16 protein-coding genes are annotated in these 16,508 nt (G+C 72.8%); 13 read left to right on the forward strand and 3 right to left on the reverse strand.

Translation table 11 applies throughout. From position 1 onward, the window contains the following. Nucleotides 1-20 precede the first annotated feature (20 nt). The 3 genes from KO717_RS32100 to KO717_RS32110 all read left to right on the forward strand — a co-directional run bounded on the left by KO717_RS32100 (nt 21) and on the right by KO717_RS32110 (nt 2,540). Entirely contained in the window at nt 21-782 is a 762-nt protein-coding gene (locus KO717_RS32100; protein ID WP_301372951.1) for an SDR family NAD(P)-dependent oxidoreductase, read from the forward strand. After that, on the forward strand, nt 761-1,855 hold the full coding sequence (locus KO717_RS32105; RefSeq protein WP_437184603.1) for a threonine aldolase family protein: 1,095 nt from the start codon (nt 761-763) through the stop codon (nt 1,853-1,855). Before KO717_RS32100 ends, KO717_RS32105 begins: the two co-directional genes overlap by 22 nt. Before the next feature lie 85 nt (nt 1,856-1,940). Beyond that, nucleotides 1,941-2,540: a transglutaminase-like domain-containing protein gene (locus KO717_RS32110; RefSeq protein WP_301372953.1), complete on the forward strand. Its 600-nt coding sequence runs from the start codon at nt 1,941-1,943 to the stop codon at nt 2,538-2,540. Here the strand turns inward: KO717_RS32110 and KO717_RS32115 are convergent. After that, entirely contained in the window at nt 2,476-3,729 is a 1,254-nt protein-coding gene (locus tag KO717_RS32115; RefSeq protein ID WP_301372954.1) for an MFS transporter, read from the reverse strand. The two genes, KO717_RS32110 and KO717_RS32115, sit on opposite strands and share 65 nt — an antisense overlap. An 81-nt stretch (nt 3,730-3,810) precedes the next feature. On the opposite strand from KO717_RS32115, the gene KO717_RS32120 reads away from it, so the two are divergent. From KO717_RS32120 to KO717_RS32130, 3 genes are all read left to right on the forward strand, one after another. Then, complete coding sequence (locus KO717_RS32120; RefSeq protein ID WP_301372955.1) at nt 3,811-4,374, forward strand: CGNR zinc finger domain-containing protein; 564 nt, start codon at nt 3,811-3,813, stop codon at nt 4,372-4,374. Between the two features lie 90 nt (nt 4,375-4,464). Beyond that, nucleotides 4,465-5,670 carry an alginate lyase family protein gene (locus KO717_RS32125; RefSeq protein ID WP_437184604.1) on the forward strand — a complete coding sequence of 402 codons (1,206 nt, stop codon included), beginning with the start codon at nt 4,465-4,467 and terminating at the stop codon, nt 5,668-5,670. Between the two features lie 112 nt (nt 5,671-5,782). After that, entirely contained in the window at nt 5,783-6,211 is a 429-nt protein-coding gene (locus KO717_RS32130) for a hypothetical protein (protein WP_301372956.1), read from the forward strand. A gap of 80 nt (nt 6,212-6,291) precedes the next feature. Here KO717_RS32130 and KO717_RS32135 read toward each other — a convergent pair whose 3' ends face one another. Continuing rightward, nucleotides 6,292-7,014: a lysophospholipid acyltransferase family protein gene (locus KO717_RS32135; RefSeq protein WP_301372957.1), complete on the reverse strand. Its 723-nt coding sequence runs from the start codon at nt 7,012-7,014 to the stop codon at nt 6,292-6,294. 235 nt (nt 7,015-7,249) lie between these two features. Here KO717_RS32135 and KO717_RS32140 point away from each other — a divergent pair, with 235 nt between their 5' ends. The 6 genes from KO717_RS32140 to KO717_RS32165 all read left to right on the forward strand — a co-directional run bounded on the left by KO717_RS32140 (nt 7,250) and on the right by KO717_RS32165 (nt 13,785). Further along, nucleotides 7,250-7,579, forward strand: coding sequence for a thioredoxin family protein (locus tag KO717_RS32140; RefSeq protein WP_301372958.1), 330 nt, complete (start codon nt 7,250-7,252; stop codon nt 7,577-7,579). Nucleotides 7,580-7,858: 279 nt separating this feature from the next. Continuing rightward, nucleotides 7,859-8,452 (forward strand): flavin reductase family protein, encoded by a 594-nt coding sequence (locus KO717_RS32145; RefSeq protein WP_301372959.1) that lies wholly within the window; start codon nt 7,859-7,861, stop codon nt 8,450-8,452. Between the two features lie 200 nt (nt 8,453-8,652). After that, entirely contained in the window at nt 8,653-9,438 is a 786-nt protein-coding gene (locus tag KO717_RS32150) for an electron transfer flavoprotein subunit beta/FixA family protein (RefSeq protein ID WP_030012969.1), read from the forward strand. Between the two features lie 58 nt (nt 9,439-9,496). Further along, nucleotides 9,497-10,459 (forward strand): electron transfer flavoprotein subunit alpha/FixB family protein, encoded by a 963-nt coding sequence (locus KO717_RS32155; protein WP_202202861.1) that lies wholly within the window; start codon nt 9,497-9,499, stop codon nt 10,457-10,459. A gap of 320 nt (nt 10,460-10,779) precedes the next feature. After that, on the forward strand, nt 10,780-12,303 hold the full coding sequence (locus tag KO717_RS32160) for a serine/threonine-protein kinase (protein ID WP_301372960.1): 1,524 nt from the start codon (nt 10,780-10,782) through the stop codon (nt 12,301-12,303). 183 nt (nt 12,304-12,486) lie between these two features. Then, complete coding sequence (locus KO717_RS32165) at nt 12,487-13,785, forward strand: DUF6986 family protein (RefSeq protein WP_301372961.1); 1,299 nt, start codon at nt 12,487-12,489, stop codon at nt 13,783-13,785. A 7-nt stretch (nt 13,786-13,792) separates the two neighbouring features. On the opposite strand, the gene KO717_RS32170 is transcribed toward KO717_RS32165, so the two are convergent. Next, on the reverse strand, nt 13,793-16,135 hold the full coding sequence (locus KO717_RS32170; protein WP_301372962.1) for a PQQ-binding-like beta-propeller repeat protein: 2,343 nt from the start codon (nt 16,133-16,135) through the stop codon (nt 13,793-13,795). Between the two features lie 177 nt (nt 16,136-16,312). Between KO717_RS32170 and KO717_RS32175 the strand changes: the two genes are divergently transcribed. After that, on the forward strand, nt 16,313-16,507 hold the full coding sequence (locus KO717_RS32175) for a hypothetical protein (RefSeq protein WP_301372963.1): 195 nt from the start codon (nt 16,313-16,315) through the stop codon (nt 16,505-16,507). Nucleotide 16,508 lies beyond the last annotated feature (1 nt).

Raw genomic sequence — 16,508 nt, forward strand, 5'->3', positions numbered from 1 at the left:
GCCCACAGGAGGCTGCACAGATGAACGGCTCCGGGAACGGCAACGGAAAGCTGCACGGAGCGGTGGTGGCGGTGGCCGGGGCCGGCGGGCCCGCCGGCCGCGCCACCCTGCTCCGCCTCGCCGAGGCGGGTGCGGTGGTCATCGCGTCCGACGCCGATCCGGCGCGGCTCGCGGAGGCCGTGGACGCGGCGCGCTACGCCCACGGCGGCGCCACCATCACCGGTGACACCGTCGACCTGCTCGACCTGGACGCCACCAAGGCCTGGGCCGAGCAGACCGAGCAGGAGTTCGGCCGGATCGACGGCCTGGTGCACCTCGTCGGCGGCTGGCGCGGCAGCAAGACCTTCACCGATACGGACCTCGCGGACTGGACCTTCCTGGAGAAGCTCCTCATCCGCACGGTCCAGCACACCTCGCTGGCCTTCCACGACGGGCTGCTGCGCAGCGACCGCGGCCGCTACGTGCTGATCAGCCAGTCCGGGGCGCACAAGCCGGTCGCCAACAACGCCGCGTACAACGCGGGCAAGGCGGCGGCCGAGGCCTGGACCCTGGCCATGGCTGACTCCTTCCGCAAGGCGGGGGGTGACGAGGGCCCCGGCGCGGCAGCTGCGATCCTGGTCATCAAGGCACTGGTGCACGAGGCGATGCGCGCCGAGCGTCCCACTGCGAAGTTCGCGGGCTTCACCGACGTGACGGAACTGGCCGAGGCCATCGCCGGCGTCTGGGAGCGGCCCGCCATCGATGTGAACGGACAGCGTCTGTGGCTCACTCCGCAACCGTGAGAACCGAGGCAGGGAAGACCGACGCCCGGCGCCACCACGACCCGGCGGTGCGCGGGTTCGCGAGCGACAACTACGCGGGCGTGCACCCGGAGGTCCTGGCCGCCGTCGCGCTCGCCAACGGCGGCCACCAGGTCGCCTACGGCGAGGACGACTACACCGAACACCTGCAGAAGGTCATACGCAGCCACTTCGGGCCGTACGCGGAAGCCTTCCCGGTCTTCAACGGCACCGGCGCGAACGTCACCGCCCTCCAGGCGATGACGGACCGCTGGGGTGCCGTGATCTGCGCCAAGAGCGCCCACATCAACGTGGACGAGGGCGGCGCGCCGGAGCGGATGGCGGGCCTCAAGCTGCTCGCCGTACCGACCCCGGACGGCAAGCTCACCCCCGAGCTGATCGACCAGGAGGCCTGGGGCTTCGAGGACGAGCACCGGGCGATGCCGCAGGTCGTGTCGATCACCCAGAACACCGAGCTGGGCACGGTCTACACCCCGGACGAGATCCGGGCGATCTGCGAGCACGCCCACAGGCTCGGCATGAAGGTCCACCTCGACGGTGCCCGGATAGCCAACGCCGCGGCCTCCCTCGACGTGCCGATGCGCGCCTTCACCAACGCGGTGGGCGTGGACGTGCTGTCGTACGGCGGCACGAAGAACGGCATGATGTTCGGTGAGGCCGTGGTGGTGCTCAACCCGGACGCCGTCCGGCAGATGAAGCACATCCGCAAGATGTCGATGCAGCTCGCGTCCAAGATGCGCTTCGTGTCGGTGCAGCTGGAGGCCTTGCTCGCCAAGGACCTGTGGCTGCGCAACGCGCGGCACGCCAACGCGATGGCGCAGCGGCTCGCCGCCGGCGTGCGCGAGACGGACGGCGTGGAGATCCTCTACCCGGTGCAGGCGAACGCGGTGTTCGCGCGGCTGCCCCACGAGGTCTCGCGGCGGCTGCAGAAGCGTTACCGCTTCTACTTCTGGGACGAGGCCGCGGGTGACGTCCGCTGGATGTGCGGTTTCGACACCCAGGAAGAGGACGTGGACGGCTTCCTCCAGGCGCTGAAGGAAGAGCTGGCGCGCTGAGCGGCACCTCACGAAGGTCTGCATAGCTATACCTCCGACCGTAAATCTATTGATCTACGGTCGGGGGTTTGCCTATGCTCCGGCCATGCAGCTGATCCAACAGAGCCCCGATATTCACGCCTACTTGGCGTCCGACGAGGCGATCGACCACTGGAATCCGGTCGTGCAGGAAACCGCCGACACCCTGTGGTCCGCCAGCGGCGACGCATATTCATACGCCAAGGCCGCCTTCGAGTTCGTCCGCGACACCATCCCGCACTCGGGCGATTCCGGCGACCCGCGCGTCGCCTGGCGCGCGTCCGACGTCCTCACGACGCGCAACGGCATCTGCTACGCCAAAGCCCACGCCCTCGTCGCCCTGCTGCGCGCCCAGGGCATCCCGGGGGCCCTGTGCTACCAGCGCCTCGCCGACGACGACGGAACGAACCCCGTCGTGCACGGCCTGGTCGCCCTGCGGCTGCCCGGCAGCGCGCGCTGGTCCCGCATCGACCCGCGCGGCAACAAGCCCGGCGTGGACGCCCGGTTCGACCTCGACCAGGAGCGACTGGCCTTCCCCGTACGCCCGGAACTCGGCGAGATCGACTACCCCGAGCTCTGCGCCGCCCCGCACCCGGCCGCGCTCAAGGCCCTTCAGGAGTCCGCGGACCGGCCGCAGTTGTGGCGGAACCTGCCGACGGCTCTGTAGCCCCGGCGCGGGCGGGCCGTCCGGGCCGCGCGGGTTCGCGTACCGCCGTCAGGGCGTGCAGCAGCGCCGACGCGAGCAGCAGTCCGGCGATCCCGGTCAGCAGCGCCGCCGCGGGCACGTCGGCCGCCAGCCCCACCAGGGCCGCCCCGGTCGACGCCGCCGTCACCTTCAGCCCCGCGCCCAGGGTGAACACCTGGGTCCGCACCCCGTCGGGCGCGTACCGCGCGCGGATCCGCAGCGTGGCCGTCAGCAGCGGCCCGTCGCACACCCCGGCGAGCGCGAACAGCGCCGCCGTCACGGCCACCGACGGGGCGAACGCGGCCGCCGCGAGGGCCGCCCCGGTCCCGGCCAGCGCCCACCGCACCAGCCGGCCGGACTCCACGGACGTGATGCGGCCCAGTGTGAGCGAGCCGCCGAGTGCGCCAACCGCGAAGGCCGTCATCAGCACACCCCCGCCGCCCGGGCTGCCGAGTTCCGTGGCCAGCAGCACCGAGACGGTGGTGAGCGAACCGATGCCCACGAAGCCCAGGGTCGTGGCCGAGGTGACCGCCCGCAGCTCACGGACCCGCCACAGGGCCGCGAGCCCCGCGCCCAGCCCGGCCCGGGGTGCGCCGGGGACCGGGCCCGCGCCCTGGTCCTCGTACGGGAGGGTGGCCGCCAGCACGGCCGCCAGGGCCCCGGACGCCGCCAGGACGGCCATGGCGGGCCCGGCCGAGCCCAGCGCCGTGACCAGGCCGACCGCCGCCGGCGCGGTGACGGCCGCCGCGTTGTAGGTCGCGGCGTCCCAGCCGTACGCCCGGTCCCGGCCGGGTCCTGCCGGAACCAGGCCGGTGATCAGGCTGGACAGCCCGCCCGTCACCATCGGCCCGCAGGAGCCGCCGAGCACCGCCACGGCCAGTACCAGCGGTACGGGGGCCCGGCCGAGCAGGACGGTCAGCGCCGCGACGGCCGTCGCGAACCCGGCCAGGGCGCCGGCGTGGAACAGCCGCGGCCGGCGGGCCCGGGCGGCCGCGGCGCCCGCGAGCGGGGCCGCCAGGACGTGCGGGGCCAGCCAGGCCGTCAGGACGAACGCCCCGTGCGCCGCGCTCCCGGTGCGCTCCAGTGCCAGCAGCACCACGGCCATGCCCATGCCCTCCGAGGCGACGCGCGCGGCCAGTGCCGCCGCCAGGTACCGCCCGAAACCGCCCATGGAACCCCTCCCCGGTATGCTGTAACGCGATAGACGGGCAAGACGTTACGTCATACGCGTGTAGGGCGAAAGGATGTGGGGATGGGCGACTCGCGGGACGGCTTCTCGGCGGCCCGGAGGCTGATCGACCTCGCCGAAGCGGTCCGGGCGGCCCCCGAACTGCCGCGCGCCGAGCTCGCGGAGCTGCTGGCCGGGTACGGGGAGCGTCCCGCCGACCTCACGGAGGAGGCGTTCCCCGAGGCGGGCGCGGCCGAACTGCGCGCCGCGGCCCGGCGGATGGGGGAGGTGCTCGGCGAGGGTGACGAAGGCCGCGCCGCCGAGGCCCTGAACGCGCTGTTCGCGGAGTACGGCACCCGTCCCCGCCTGACCCGGCACGGCGGCCACCCCTGGCACCTGCACGTCGACCGGGGCGAGGAGGCCGGCTGGGGCGACTGGTTCCTGGCCTCGGGCGCCCTCGCCCTCGCCCAACTGCTCACGGAGTACGGGCGGATCGCCTGGGGCGCCTGCGCCGCGGCGGGCTGCGGGCGGTTCTTCCTCGCCACCGGGCCGGGGAGTGCGCGCCGCTACTGCTCCGGCAGTTGTGCCACGCGGGCACGGGTCGCGGCCCACCGCCGCCGGAGGCGGGAGGAGGGAGCGGGAGGTTGATAGGAAACTTTCTTGTCAGACATCGTTGTCACTTGGCATGGGCATGAGTATCTTCGGGCCACCGGAACCCCTCCCACCGGAAGGCCCCCCATGCGTTTCGGAATCCCCGCCGGTCTCACCGCCCTCGCCCTCGGCCTGGCGATGACCCTGATGCCCCTCCCCACGCTCGCGGCGCCCGCGGCGCCGGCCGCCCCCACCGCCGCTCCCGCGAAGTTCGCCCACCCCGGAGTCCTGAACAGCCGCGCCCAACTGGACTTCGTGCGCACGCAGGTGCAGGCCGGCCGGCAGCCGTGGAAGGCCGCCTACGACCAGATGCTGGCGAGCAAGTACGGTTCGCTCTCGCGCACGCCCAAGCCGCGCGAGGTCGTCGAGTGCGGCTCGTACTCGAACCCGGACATCGGCTGCTCCGACGAGCGCGAGGACGCCATCGCCGCGTACAGCCACGCGCTCGCCTGGTACATCACCCGGGACGCCAGGTACGCGAAGAAGTCGATCGAGCTGATGGACGCCTGGTCCGCGAAGATCAAGGACCACACCAACAGCAACGCGCCGCTGCAGAGCGGCTGGGCGGGCTCGACCTGGCCGCGCGCCGCCGAGATCGTCAAGCACACGTACACGGGCGGCTGGCCGAACCAGGGGCGCTTCGCGGCCATGCTGCGCGACGTCTACCTGCCCGAGGTGATCGGCGGGAGGCCGAACAGCAACGGCAACTGGGAACTGATCATGATGGACGCGGCCGTCGGCATCGCGGTCCACCTCGACGACCGCGCGAGCTACGACAAGGCGATGGCCGTCTACCTGGGGCGCGTCCCCGCCTACTTCTACCTGGCCGCCGACGGCCCGCAGCCCGCGTACCCGCCGCGCTCGTCCATCGACACCCGCGCCGAGCTGATCGACTACTGGCACGGCCAGAGCGCCTTCGTGGACGGACTCGCCCAGGAGACCTGCCGCGACTTCGGCCACACCGGCATGGGGATCGCCGCGGCCATGCACGTCGCCGAGACCTCACGGATCCAGGGCCGCGACCTCTACCCGCAGTTCAAGGACCGGTTCCGGCATGCGCTGGGCTTCCACGCGACCTACGAACTCGGCGCGGCCGTGCCTTCCTGGCTGTGCGGCGGGAAGCTGACCACGGGCATCGGCCCGGCCACCGAGGTCGGTTACAACGCCCTGCACACCCGGCTCGGCGTCACCCTGGAGAACACCCGCAGGCTCACCGAGGGCCGCCGCCCGGCGGGCACCGAGAACCACTTCGAGGCCTGGGAGACCCTGACGCACGCCGACAACCCGAGCTGAGGTCACGGGCTCTTCGATCCGTCAAGCCACGAGATCCAGCGGCATGACGGGACGCGGCCGGCGGGGCGTACTGGAGGGGACCATTCCGGCTTCCTTCACGAGGAGAACGGCCATGACCCTCCCCCTTCGCCCCCGACGCCTCGCCCTGCTCGTAGCCTCGACCGCCATCGCCGCGGGAGGCGCGCTCCTGCCCACGACCGCCTTCGCCGCCGCCCCGGCCGCGCCGCACCAGGCCGTGGCGGACGGTACCGGCGGGGGCGTGCACGTCCCGGACAGGGGGCAGACGTGGCAATGCTTCGCCGCCCCGTGCGAACCCCCCGGCAGCACCGGCTGGGAAACGGGCGGCCACGACAAGTGGGACCACCACGACAAGCCGGGCCACGACAAGTGGGACCACCGCGACAAGTGGGACCGGCATGACAAGAAGGGCCACGACCGTCCCGGCAGGAACGACGGCGGCGGGGTGCACGTCCCGGAGGGGGAGCAGCAGTGGCAGTGCTTCGCCGCTCCGTGCGAGCCCCCCACCGGCGCCCGGAACTGAGCACCGGGAACCCGGACCACTGCCTCGGCCTTCAGGACCCGGTGGTGGTCCGGGAGGCCGGCGTCATGGGACCAGGGGAATCAGCCGGCGTCGCGGACCTCGGCCGCCGTCGGCGCCGTGCCGCCCAGGTGGGCCGGGAGCCACCACGAGTCGTCGGCGCCCTTCGGCTTGTCCGGGTAGGCGCGCTGCGCGGCGTCCAGCAGCTCCTGCACGCGCTCGCGCAGCCGGCGGGTGATGGCGCCGGCGTACTGGTCGGCCGGGGCCTCCACGGGCTCGCCCACGCGCATCGTCACCGGGATGTGGCTGCGCTTGAGGTTCTTCGGGCGGCCCTTGGTCCACAGCCGCTGGGTGCCCCACAGCGCCACCGGGATCAGCGGGACCCCGGCCTCCTGCGCCATCCGCGCGGCGCCCGACTTGAAGCTCTTGAGCGTGAAGGACTGGGAGATCGTCGCCTCGGGGAAGACGCCGATGATCTCGCCGGCCCGCAGCGAGTCCAGGGCGTGCTGGTAGGCGGCCTCACCCTGCGTGCGGTCGACGGGGATGTGCTTCATCGCGCGCATCAGCGGACCGGACACCTTGTGCCGGAACACCGACTCCTTGGCCATGAAACGGACCAGGCGCTTCTGCGGGCGCGCCGTCAGGCCGGCGAAGATGAAGTCGAGGTATCCGATGTGGTTCGACACCAGGACCGCACCGCCCTTGCGGGGGATGTTCTCGGTGCCCTTCATGTCGATACGGATGTCCAGCGCGCGGAAGAGTCCGTGCGCGGCGCCGATCACGGGAGGGTAGACGAGCTCAGCCATGGTGGGGAGACCCCGCTTTCTGCCTGGGGAGGTGCTCCCGGCCGGAAGTTACGGAAGCGTAGGTACGCGACCATGGGGATCGTGCCCCATACGCGGCCCGCTGGCCAGTCCAGAAGCCCCTGCCAGGGGAGATTCTCATCACGCCGGGAATGTCGCGGGCCCGTGGGGTGCTCCGATCCACGGACGAGCGTACGAGGATGATGTACACGGACTAATACGGCGAGGGGAGCGCGGGGTGCCCGGGCAGGAAGACGCGCGGACCCGGCTGGGCGCGGCCGAACTGGGAACGGAACCGGGGGAGCGGGCCAGCCTGGTGCAGTTCTCCAGCGCCTTCTGCCAGCCCTGCCGGGCCACGCGGCGGATCCTCGCCGAGGTCGCCGCGATGGTGGACGGGGTGGCGCACATCGAGATCGACGCGGAGGAGAGACTCGAACTGGTGCGGGCCCTCGGGATCGAGAAGACCCCGACCGTGCTGGTCCTGGACTCGGCGGGCCGGATCGTGCGGCGGGCGGCCGGGATGCCGCGCAAGGTGGACGTGATCGCCGCCCTCGGGGCCGCCGTATGACGCGCGGCCCGGCCGCCGGGCGGACCGACGCGGCGGGGCCGGGGGCGCCGGTGCGCGCGCCCGCACACAGCGTGACGCGCCTGACATCTGCCCGATCTCGCTTGACTGTGTCCACGGGAGATCGCCACGCTGGCCGTATGCCGTATGAACTCCTGCTCTACGGACGGGTCCATGTGGACCTCGTCCGCCACGCGAGCGCGCGCTGTCGGGGCCACTGAACAGCCCGGCCCCCGATCCCCGACAGCGCCCGCGTGTCCCGCGGCAGAAGGCAGAACCCTGATGACTGCTCCGACAGTCCCGACGGTCCAGGTCGTCCCGACGGCTCCGTCCCCCCGTTCCCCTCTTTCCCCCCTTTCCCCCCGTTCCGGCGCCGCAGCGGCCACCGACACGGTCCGCACCGGCTCGCCCGACCTGCTGCGCTCGGTCTTCCGGCAGCACGCCGCGGGGGTCGCCGTGATCACCGCCCAGGACGGCGGCCGTCCGGTGGGGTTCACCGCCACCTCGCTCAACTCCGTCTCCGCCGATCCGCCGCTGCTGTCCTTCACGATCTCCACCGGGGCTTCCAGCTGGCCCGCGGTGCGCGACAGCGAGTACCTCGGCGTCCACATACTCGGCGAGCACCAACGGGAGCTGGCGGGCCTGTTCGCCCGCAGCGGAGCCGACCGCTTCGGCCCGTCGACCGGCTGGGCCGCCGGCCCGCACGGGGTGCCGGTGCTGGACGGCGTACTGGCGTGGCTGGTGGGCCGGGTGGTCGCACGTGTGCCCGCAGGCGAGCATCGTGTGATCATCGCTGAGGCGGTCGTCGGGGATCCGGCCGGTGAAGGCCGCCCCCTGCTGTACCACCAGGGGCGCTTCAACGCGTTGCGCGACTGAATCGTCCCTGCTTGGAAGGGTCGGGTGGCGTTGGGCAGATCACAGCTCACCGGCCTTGCGACTTGGCGGGACCCACGGTGTACTGACGAGTAACATTCCCTTCGGAGCGCGGGCCGCCCCGACCGGGATCCGCCCGACAAGGCGCCTATGCTGCCTGCATAAGGCGGTACCAGAAAAGACGATGCGGTAGGAGAGCCGGCGTGAGCCTGAGGATCGTTGTCTGTGTGAAGTACGTGCCCGACGCCACGGGCGACCGGCAGTTCACCGAGGACTTGACCGTCAACCGTGACGACGTCGACGGCCTGCTGTCGGAGCTCGACGAGTACGCCGTCGAGCAGGCGCTGCAGATCGCCGACGAGGCCGACGATGCCGAGATCACCGTTCTGACGGTGGGTCCCGAGGACGCCAAGGACGCGCTGCGCAAGGCGCTCTCGATGGGCGCCGACAAGGCCATCCACGTCGAGGACGACGACCTGCACGGCAGCGACGTCATGGGCACCTCGCTGGTGCTCGCCAAGGCGATCGAGAAGGCCGGCTACGACCTGGTCATCACCGGCATGGCGTCGACCGACGGCACCATGGGTGTGCTGCCGGCGATCCTGGCCGAGCGCCTGGGCGTCCCGCAGGTCACCCTGCTCTCCGAGGTCAAGGTCGAGGACGGCACCGTGACCGGCCGCCGCGACGGCGACACCGCGAGCGAGCAGCTGGAGGCCTCCCTCCCCGCGCTCGTCTCGGTGACGGACCAGTCGGGCGAGGCCCGCTACCCGTCCTTCAAGGGCATCATGGCCGCCAAGAAGAAGCCGGTCGAGTCCTGGGACCTGTCCGACCTGGACCTGGAGTCCGACGAGGTCGGCCTCGAGGGCTCCTGGACCGCGGTCGACTCCGCGGCGCAGCGCCCGGCCCGCACCGCCGGCACGATCGTCAAGGACGAGGGCGAGGGCGGCAAGCAGCTGGCCGAGTTCCTGGCCGGCCAGAAGTTCATCTAAGAACCTCGGCCACCCCTCTTAGCCCCCAGACACTTCGCAATCGCAGGAGAGCAGTCCCATGGCTGAAGTTCTCGTCTACGTCGACCACGTGGACGGTGCCGTCCGCAAGCCCACCCTCGAGCTGCTGACGCTGGCCCGCCGCATCGGCGAGCCCGTCGCCGTCGCCCTGGGCGCCGGTGCCGACGCCACCGCCGCCGTGCTCGCCGAGCACGGTGCGGTCAAGGTCCTCACCGCCGACGCCCCCGAGTTCACCGAGTACCTCGTGGTACCGAAGGTGGACGCGCTCCAGGCCGCGTACGAGGCCGTTTCCCCGGCCGCCGTGCTCGTCCCGTCCTCCGCCGAGGGCAAGGAGATCGCCGCCCGCCTGGCCGTCCGTATCGGCTCGGGCATCATCACCGACGCCATCGACCTGGAGGCGGGTGACGAGGGTCCGGTCGCGACGCAGTCCGCCTTCGCCGCGTCGTTCACCACCAAGTCCCGCGTCTCCAAGGGCACTCCGGTCATCACCGTGAAGCCGAACTCGGCCCCGGTCGAGGCCGCTCCGGCCGCCGGCGCCGTCGAGGCGCTCGCCGTCACCTTCGGCGCCCTGGCCACCGGTACCAAGGTCACCGGCCGCACTCCCCGCGAGTCGACCGGCCGCCCCGAGCTGACCGAGGCCGCGATCGTCGTCTCCGGCGGCCGTGGCGTCAACGGTGCCGAGAACTTCCACATCATCGAGGACCTCGCGGACTCCCTCGGTGCGGCCGTCGGCGCCTCGCGTGCCGCCGTGGACGCCGGCTGGTACCCGCACTCCAACCAGGTCGGCCAGACCGGCAAGTCGGTCTCCCCGCAGCTGTACATCGCCTCCGGCATCTCGGGCGCGATCCAGCACCGGGCCGGCATGCAGACCTCGAAGACCATCGTGGCCATCAACAAGGACGCCGAGGCCCCGATCTTCGACCTCGTCGACTACGGCGTCGTCGGCGACCTCTTCGCCGTCGTCCCGCAGCTGACGGACGAGATCAAGGCGCGCAAGGGCTAGTCGCCCCGGCTCCGGGACGACGACGCGACGCGTACCGGGTGCACGAACGAGTGAGGGCCTTCCGGGGCCGGTGCGGACGGTGACGTCCCCATCGGACCGGGAGGCCCTCGTCGTCTTCGCACCCTCTTCGTCCCCGGGGCGGGGGACCTCTCCTCCAACCCATCTCGCGAGGTCGCGGGAGGGGCGTAGGCTGCGATCCGGCCCGGGGAGGGCCAGGGTGTGTCGTGTCGACCAGGCCGGATCGGGGCGCGGTGCCAGGCCCCGCGAGCCCGGCCTGATCGACACGACACCCCCCAGGGAGCGGGGAGGGAGTTCTTCCGATGCGGGGCGCGTTACTGGAGGGGCGTTACCGGCTGGAGCGCAGGCTCGGGGCCGGTGGGATGGGCGAGGTGTGGCAGGCCCGGGACCTGCGGCTCGACCGGGAGGTCGCGGTCAAGGTGATCTCCCGGGGCGTGGCCGGTGACCACCTCCTGGAGGAGCGGTTCCGCAAAGAGGCCCGCACGGCCGCGGGCCTGACCCATCCCCGGATCGTGACCGTCCACGACCACGGCGAGGTCGAGGTCGAGGGCAGCCCGGTGCTCTTCCTCGTGATGGAGCTGGTGCGGGGGCGGCCCCTGACCGCCGTCCTGCGCGACCACCGCTCGGGGGTGGACCCCGCCGCCGTGGTCCGGTGGGCGGTCCAGATCTGCGAGGGCCTGGCCGCAGCACACCGGGCCGGTGTGGTTCACCGGGACATCAAGCCGGCCAACATCATGGTCCACGGGCCCGCCGAGGCCGACGTCACCATCTGCGACTTCGGTATCGCCCGCTTCGCGGAGGAGACCGGGACCGGTCTGACGGCCACCGGCGCGGCCATCGGCACGCCGACCTACATGTCCCCGGAGCAGGCGCGCGGCGACCGTCGCATCGACGGCCGCAGCGACCTGTACTCCCTCGGCTGCATGCTGTACGAACTGCTGGCCGGCCGGCCGCCGTTCACCGGCTCCGGGCTGTCGGTGCTCTCGCAGCACCTCACCGGTGAGCCCGCCCCGATCAGGGACCTCCGGCCCGGGGTGCCCGAGGAGCTGGAGCGGCTGGTGCTGGAGCTGCTGGCCAAGGAGCCCTCGTCGCGGCCGGCCGATGCGCAGCAGGTGATCGACCGGTTGCGCAAGGGGGCGGCCGGTGCCCGTTCCCGGTCCCGCTCCCGGACGGTCGCCGATCCGGCGCCCGGGCGCGACACCGAGACCGCCCTGGGAACCGATGCGCCTCCGGCCGGCCCCGACGTGCGCGCCGGGACCCGCCACCCGATCCCGGCTTCGTCGGTACCCGGTACCCGGCCCAGGCTCCTGTGGGGCTCGCTGCTCGCCGCCGCCGGGGTGTACACCCAGCTCGTCGTCCTCGGCGAATGGGGCTCGCTGACCCTCCGGACGCTCGGTGCCGCACTGCTCGCCTGCCTGCTGGCGTTCCTCGTCTCCAGGAGTTCCGCCGACGTGACCGAGGAGGAGAGCCGGGGGGTCGCGGCGGCGCTGACGGCCGGTGTACTCATCGGTGTGCTGCTGCTGTTCTGGCCGCCGGCCCCGTGGTGGGTGGGGGTGCTGGTCCTGCTCCTGTCGGGGTTCGTGCTGCTGTTCCTGTCCCACTTCGTCCGAGGGGTGGTGGGCGCGGTGGCCCGGCGGGACCCCTGGGTGGCCTGGCTCGGTACGGAGGCCGGTCTGTTCAACGCCGTGGTGTTCGCCGGCATCCTGGCGGCCGACGGCAGAGCCGTCTACGCGGCTGTGGGCTGGGGGCTGGCGGTGTGGCCGGCCGCAGCCCTCGTCACGGCCGTCTTCGTTCCCCGCCTGCAGGAGGCGCAGGCCCCGGCCTGATCCGGCCCCGTAGCTGCTGACCTGCGTACTCTTCGGCTTCGGGGCTGTGTGGTGTTTGTCACCACATGGCCCCGAGTCGTTTGTCCAGGACGGCGGGGGGACCATTGACGGAGCGGAACCCCGTGACTAAATTCTGCTATGCGGATCTAAGCTTCCGTGAAGCGGAAAAGAGGAGAGTGCACGATGGGTCAGCAGGAGAAGGTGGCGACGAGCCTCGCAGGCGCGGTCAGCGAGGGCATCAGCGCCTCCCTCGCGCCGGTGGACGCGGAACTCGCGCGCCACTACCCGGGCGACCCCGGCACCCGGCAGCCCATCCACACGGTCTACGTACCCGGTGACGTCTTCGCCGCGGACACCATCCGTTCCTGGGGCGACCAGGCCCTCGCCGCGCTCGACGAGCACGCCCCGGACGCCGCCACCTTCGCCAAGGTGCTCGGCATCTCCGACGAGCTGGCCGTACCCGTCTACGACCGCGTCCGCGCCAAGCTGCTCAGCGAGCCCGTCGAGGACCTGCGCGTCGACTTCGAGGACGGCTTCGGCGTCCGCTCCGACGAGGAGGAGGACCAGGCCGCGGCCCGCGCCGCCCGCCTCGTGTCGGAGGCCTTCTCCAACGGCACCAACGCGCCGTACATGGGCATCCGCATGAAGTGCATGGAGTCCAACGTCCGCGACCGCGGCATCCGCACCACCGACATCTTCCTCTCCGGCCTGCTGGAGCACGGCGGCCTCCCCGAGGGCCTCGTCCTGACCCTCCCGAAGGTCACCTACGCCGAGCAGGTCAGCGCCTTCGTCAAGCTGCTGGAGGCCTTCGAGACCACCCGGGGCCTGCGCCCGGGCCGGATCGGCTTCGAGATCCAGATCGAGACCAGCCAGTCCATCGTCGCCTCCGACGGCACCGCCACCGTCGCCCGGATGATCGAGGCCTCCAAGGGCCGCGCCACCGGCCTGCACTACGGCACCTTCGACTACAGCGCCTGCGTCGGCGTCTCCGCCGCGTACCAGTCGAGCGACCACCCCGCCGCCGACCACGCTAAGGCGATCATGCAGGTCGCGGCCGCCGGCACCGGCGTACGCGTCTCCGACGGCTCGACCAACGTCCTGCCGATCGGCACCACCGAGCACGTCCACGAGGCCTGGAAGCTGCACTACGGCCTGACCCGCCGTGCCCTGGCCCGTGCCTACTACCAGGGCTGGGACATGCACCCGGCGCACCTGCCGACCCGCTACGCGGCCGTCTTCACCTTCTACCGCGAGGGCCTGGAGGCCGCCGCCGCGCGCCTGAAGGCGTACGTCGCCAAGATCGAGGGCGACGTCATGGACGAGCCGGCCACCGCCAAGGCCCTGGCCGGCTACCTGGTCCGCGGGCTCGACTGCGGCGCGGTGGGCACCGACGAGGTCACCGCCCTCACCGGCCTGACCCGCGCGGAACTGGACGCCTTCGCCATCCCGCGCCGCTCGGCGACGCTGACGGCGACCAGCTGACCCCGGCTCACGGCGTGAGCGGCCCGCCCCCGGACCACCGGGGCCGGGCCGCCGCCGTGTGCGGGCCCGGCAGCATCCACAACCGCAGGGTGCCGTCCTCCCCGGCGGCGGCGAGCAGGCTCCCGTCCGGGGCGAAGGCGACACCCCGGACGGCGCCGGTGTGCCCCGTCAACGGCAGGCGCAAGGCGGCAACGCCCGCGTGCGCGTCCCACAACCGCACGGTGCCGTCCGCACCGGCGCTGGCGAGCAGTCGTCCGTCGGGGGCGAAGGCGAGGTCGTTCACCCGGCTGTCGTGGGCGTCGACGACCGGGCCCTCGACGGGGTGATCACCGCTCGTGTGCCACAGGCGTACCATTCCGCGGTCATCGGCGGTGGCCAGCAGCGCGCTGTCCGGGGAGAACGCCACGGCCCGGACCGAGGTCCGGTGCCCGGTCAGTAGCGGACCGACCTTCCGGGCTGCGTCCGGATGGCAGATCTCGACCCGGTGGTGCACGGCCACGGCCAGCATCCGGCCGTCGGGAGCGTACGCGAGCGTCGTCGCGCTGTCCGCTCCGGGGGAAAGGTGGACGGTCGCGAGGCCGCCGTCGACCGCGTTCCACAGCCGCACCCAGCCCGACGCGCCGATCCAGGCGGCCCTGCGGCCGTCGGGGGTGAACGTCACCCGTCCGACCAGGGAGACCGGGCGGCTCGGCGGGCCGTCGCGCCCGTCCCACGTCCACAGGGCTGCGGGGCCGCGCTCCAGCGGGAACTCCAGACCGCACGGCCCTTCCTCCGGCAGCGGCCGCGTCTCGGGCAGCTCGGCGCGGGTCGTCGGGTCCCACACCATGATCTCCCGGCCCTGGGTGCGCGCGTACACGCGCTCGCCCTCCGGCGAGAACGCCACGTCGTACAGCGGTACCCCGGTGCCGGAGGACAGGGCCGGCAGCGCGAGGGCGTGCCGCTCGCCGAAGGCCGCGGCCAGGGCCCGGTCGGCGAGCGAGCGGAGATCCGGCACGCGGTGGTAGATCACCACGGTGCGACCGTCACCCGAGCTCGCCAGGGTGCGTCCGTCGGGCGAGAAGACGAGCCGGTCCAGCAGCTCGGAGCGCTGGGTCGGCGCGGCCAGCGGCGGGGCGGCGCAGGCCCCGGTGGCGGGATCCCACAGGCGCACCGTGCGGTCCGCGCCGGTGGTGGCCAGCAGGGCCCCGTCGGCCGAGAAGGCCACCCCCGACACCGTGTGTCCGGGGTGGAGGGGCGGGCCGTGCACGAGGCCCGTGGTGGTGTCCCACAGCTGCGCCCCGTTCTGTCCGGCGGTGGCCAGCAGAGCGCCGTCGGCGGAGAACGCGACCGCGTACAGATCACCCTCCGCGATGCCGAGCGGCCGCCCCACGCTCGCGCCCGCCCCGAGGTCCCACAGGCGGACCGAGTGCCGTCCCGACAAGGCGGCGAGCAGTGTTCCGTCGGGACGGCAGACCAGCGCGCAGACCTCCCCGATGTGACCCACGAGGGGACCGCCCGCCGGTTTACCGGTCCGGGTGTCCCACAGATGGACCACCTCGTTGTCGGTGGCCGCGACGAGCGTGCGGCCGTCGGGGGTGAACGCGACCACGTCGATGGCGCTGCCGCAGGGCATCGGCGGACCCACCGGGGTGAGGCTTTCGGTGTCCCAGAGCTGCACCGCGCCCTGGAAGCCCTCCGCCCCGATCGCCAGCCTGGGGCCGGCCGGGGAGAAGGCGAACGTGAAGGGGGACGCGTCGGTCCTGATCTCGCCCGTGGGGCGGCCGTCGACGGGGTCCCACAACTGCACCGTTCCGTCTTCGCCCATGACGGCGAGGAGGCCGCCGTCGGGGGAGAACGCCACCCCGATGTTGTTGCGCGCGCTGGTCAGTACGTGGGACCTCGTGTACGCCTCGGGCGGAGGGGAGGGCGGGGAGGGCGGGGAGGGTGGGGACGCCTCGGGCGGCGGGGACGGCGGGCCGGAGGCGGCCGCTGCGGCGGGAGGCGGGCCCTGTGGGTGGCGGACACCGCGCTCCCGGACCGGCGCGGACGGCTGCTGAGCGGCGAGAGCCCGCCAGCGCTGCCGCCAGGGGTCCAACGCGGGGGACGTGTGGGGAGGGGCGGCGGTCGGGCGGCCGTACTCGTCGTACGAGTGCAGCACCCGCACCAACGTCATCAGCTTGTCCAGCCCTGGCAGCCGCTTGCCCCGGAAGGCGTCGCTCAGGGTGGCGACGGGCAGCCGCCCGCCCACCCCGGTCTTCACCGCACGCGATCCCAGCTCCCGGTACGAGGGATTGCCCCGCTCGATGCGCAGACGGCGCAAGTCCGCCGCGAAGCGGCCCAGTTCGTCCCCGAAGGTGCTCTGCCCGTCCATCCAGCTCCCCGAACCGTGCGGAACACCAGGCTAGGGGGTCGCCCGTCCCCGGTCCCGAACTTCACCGAACGGTCGCGAACGCCTCTGTCCTGTCAGGGGAGTTCGGCGGGCATCGCCGTGCTGCGGATCCGTTCGGCCGAGGCGGGGCCGGGCCCGGCGACCTGTTCCCATCGAGGCATGACCACACCTCCGGGCGACGACGCGCCCTTCGTGACCCTGCACGCCGCCGTCGTGATGCTCGCCGCGATCCTGATCGGCCTCGCCGCGGGCGGCCTGACCTTCCTCGGTGGTACCGGCGTGGCCCTGTCCGTGCTCGCCGGGCTCGCCGCCGCAGGGGCGGCCGTGCCCGTGCTGCGCGGCCTGATCCGGTGAA

Source organism: Streptomyces xanthophaeus (assembly GCF_030440515.1).
Lineage (GTDB): Bacteria > Actinomycetota > Actinomycetes > Streptomycetales > Streptomycetaceae > Streptomyces > Streptomyces kutzneri.

Coding starts and splice junctions, on each gene's coding strand:
- KO717_RS32100 (WP_301372951.1), top strand. CDS start 21: ATGAACGGCTCCGGGAACGGCAACGGAAAGCTGCACGGAGCGGTGGTG.
- KO717_RS32110 (WP_301372953.1), top strand. CDS start 1,941: ATGCAGCTGATCCAACAGAGCCCCGATATTCACGCCTACTTGGCGTCC.
- KO717_RS32115 (WP_301372954.1), bottom strand. CDS start 3,729: ATGGGCGGTTTCGGGCGGTACCTGGCGGCGGCACTGGCCGCGCGCGTC.
- KO717_RS32120 (WP_301372955.1), top strand. CDS start 3,811: ATGGGCGACTCGCGGGACGGCTTCTCGGCGGCCCGGAGGCTGATCGAC.
- KO717_RS32125 (WP_437184604.1), top strand. CDS start 4,465: ATGCGTTTCGGAATCCCCGCCGGTCTCACCGCCCTCGCCCTCGGCCTG.
- KO717_RS32130 (WP_301372956.1), top strand. CDS start 5,783: ATGACCCTCCCCCTTCGCCCCCGACGCCTCGCCCTGCTCGTAGCCTCG.
- KO717_RS32135 (WP_301372957.1), bottom strand. CDS start 7,014: ATGGCTGAGCTCGTCTACCCTCCCGTGATCGGCGCCGCGCACGGACTC.
- KO717_RS32145 (WP_301372959.1), top strand. CDS start 7,859: ATGACTGCTCCGACAGTCCCGACGGTCCAGGTCGTCCCGACGGCTCCG.
- KO717_RS32155 (WP_202202861.1), top strand. CDS start 9,497: ATGGCTGAAGTTCTCGTCTACGTCGACCACGTGGACGGTGCCGTCCGC.
- KO717_RS32160 (WP_301372960.1), top strand. CDS start 10,780: ATGCGGGGCGCGTTACTGGAGGGGCGTTACCGGCTGGAGCGCAGGCTC.
- KO717_RS32165 (WP_301372961.1), top strand. CDS start 12,487: ATGGGTCAGCAGGAGAAGGTGGCGACGAGCCTCGCAGGCGCGGTCAGC.
- KO717_RS32170 (WP_301372962.1), bottom strand. CDS start 16,135: ATGGACGGGCAGAGCACCTTCGGGGACGAACTGGGCCGCTTCGCGGCG.
- KO717_RS32175 (WP_301372963.1), top strand. CDS start 16,313: ATGACCACACCTCCGGGCGACGACGCGCCCTTCGTGACCCTGCACGCC.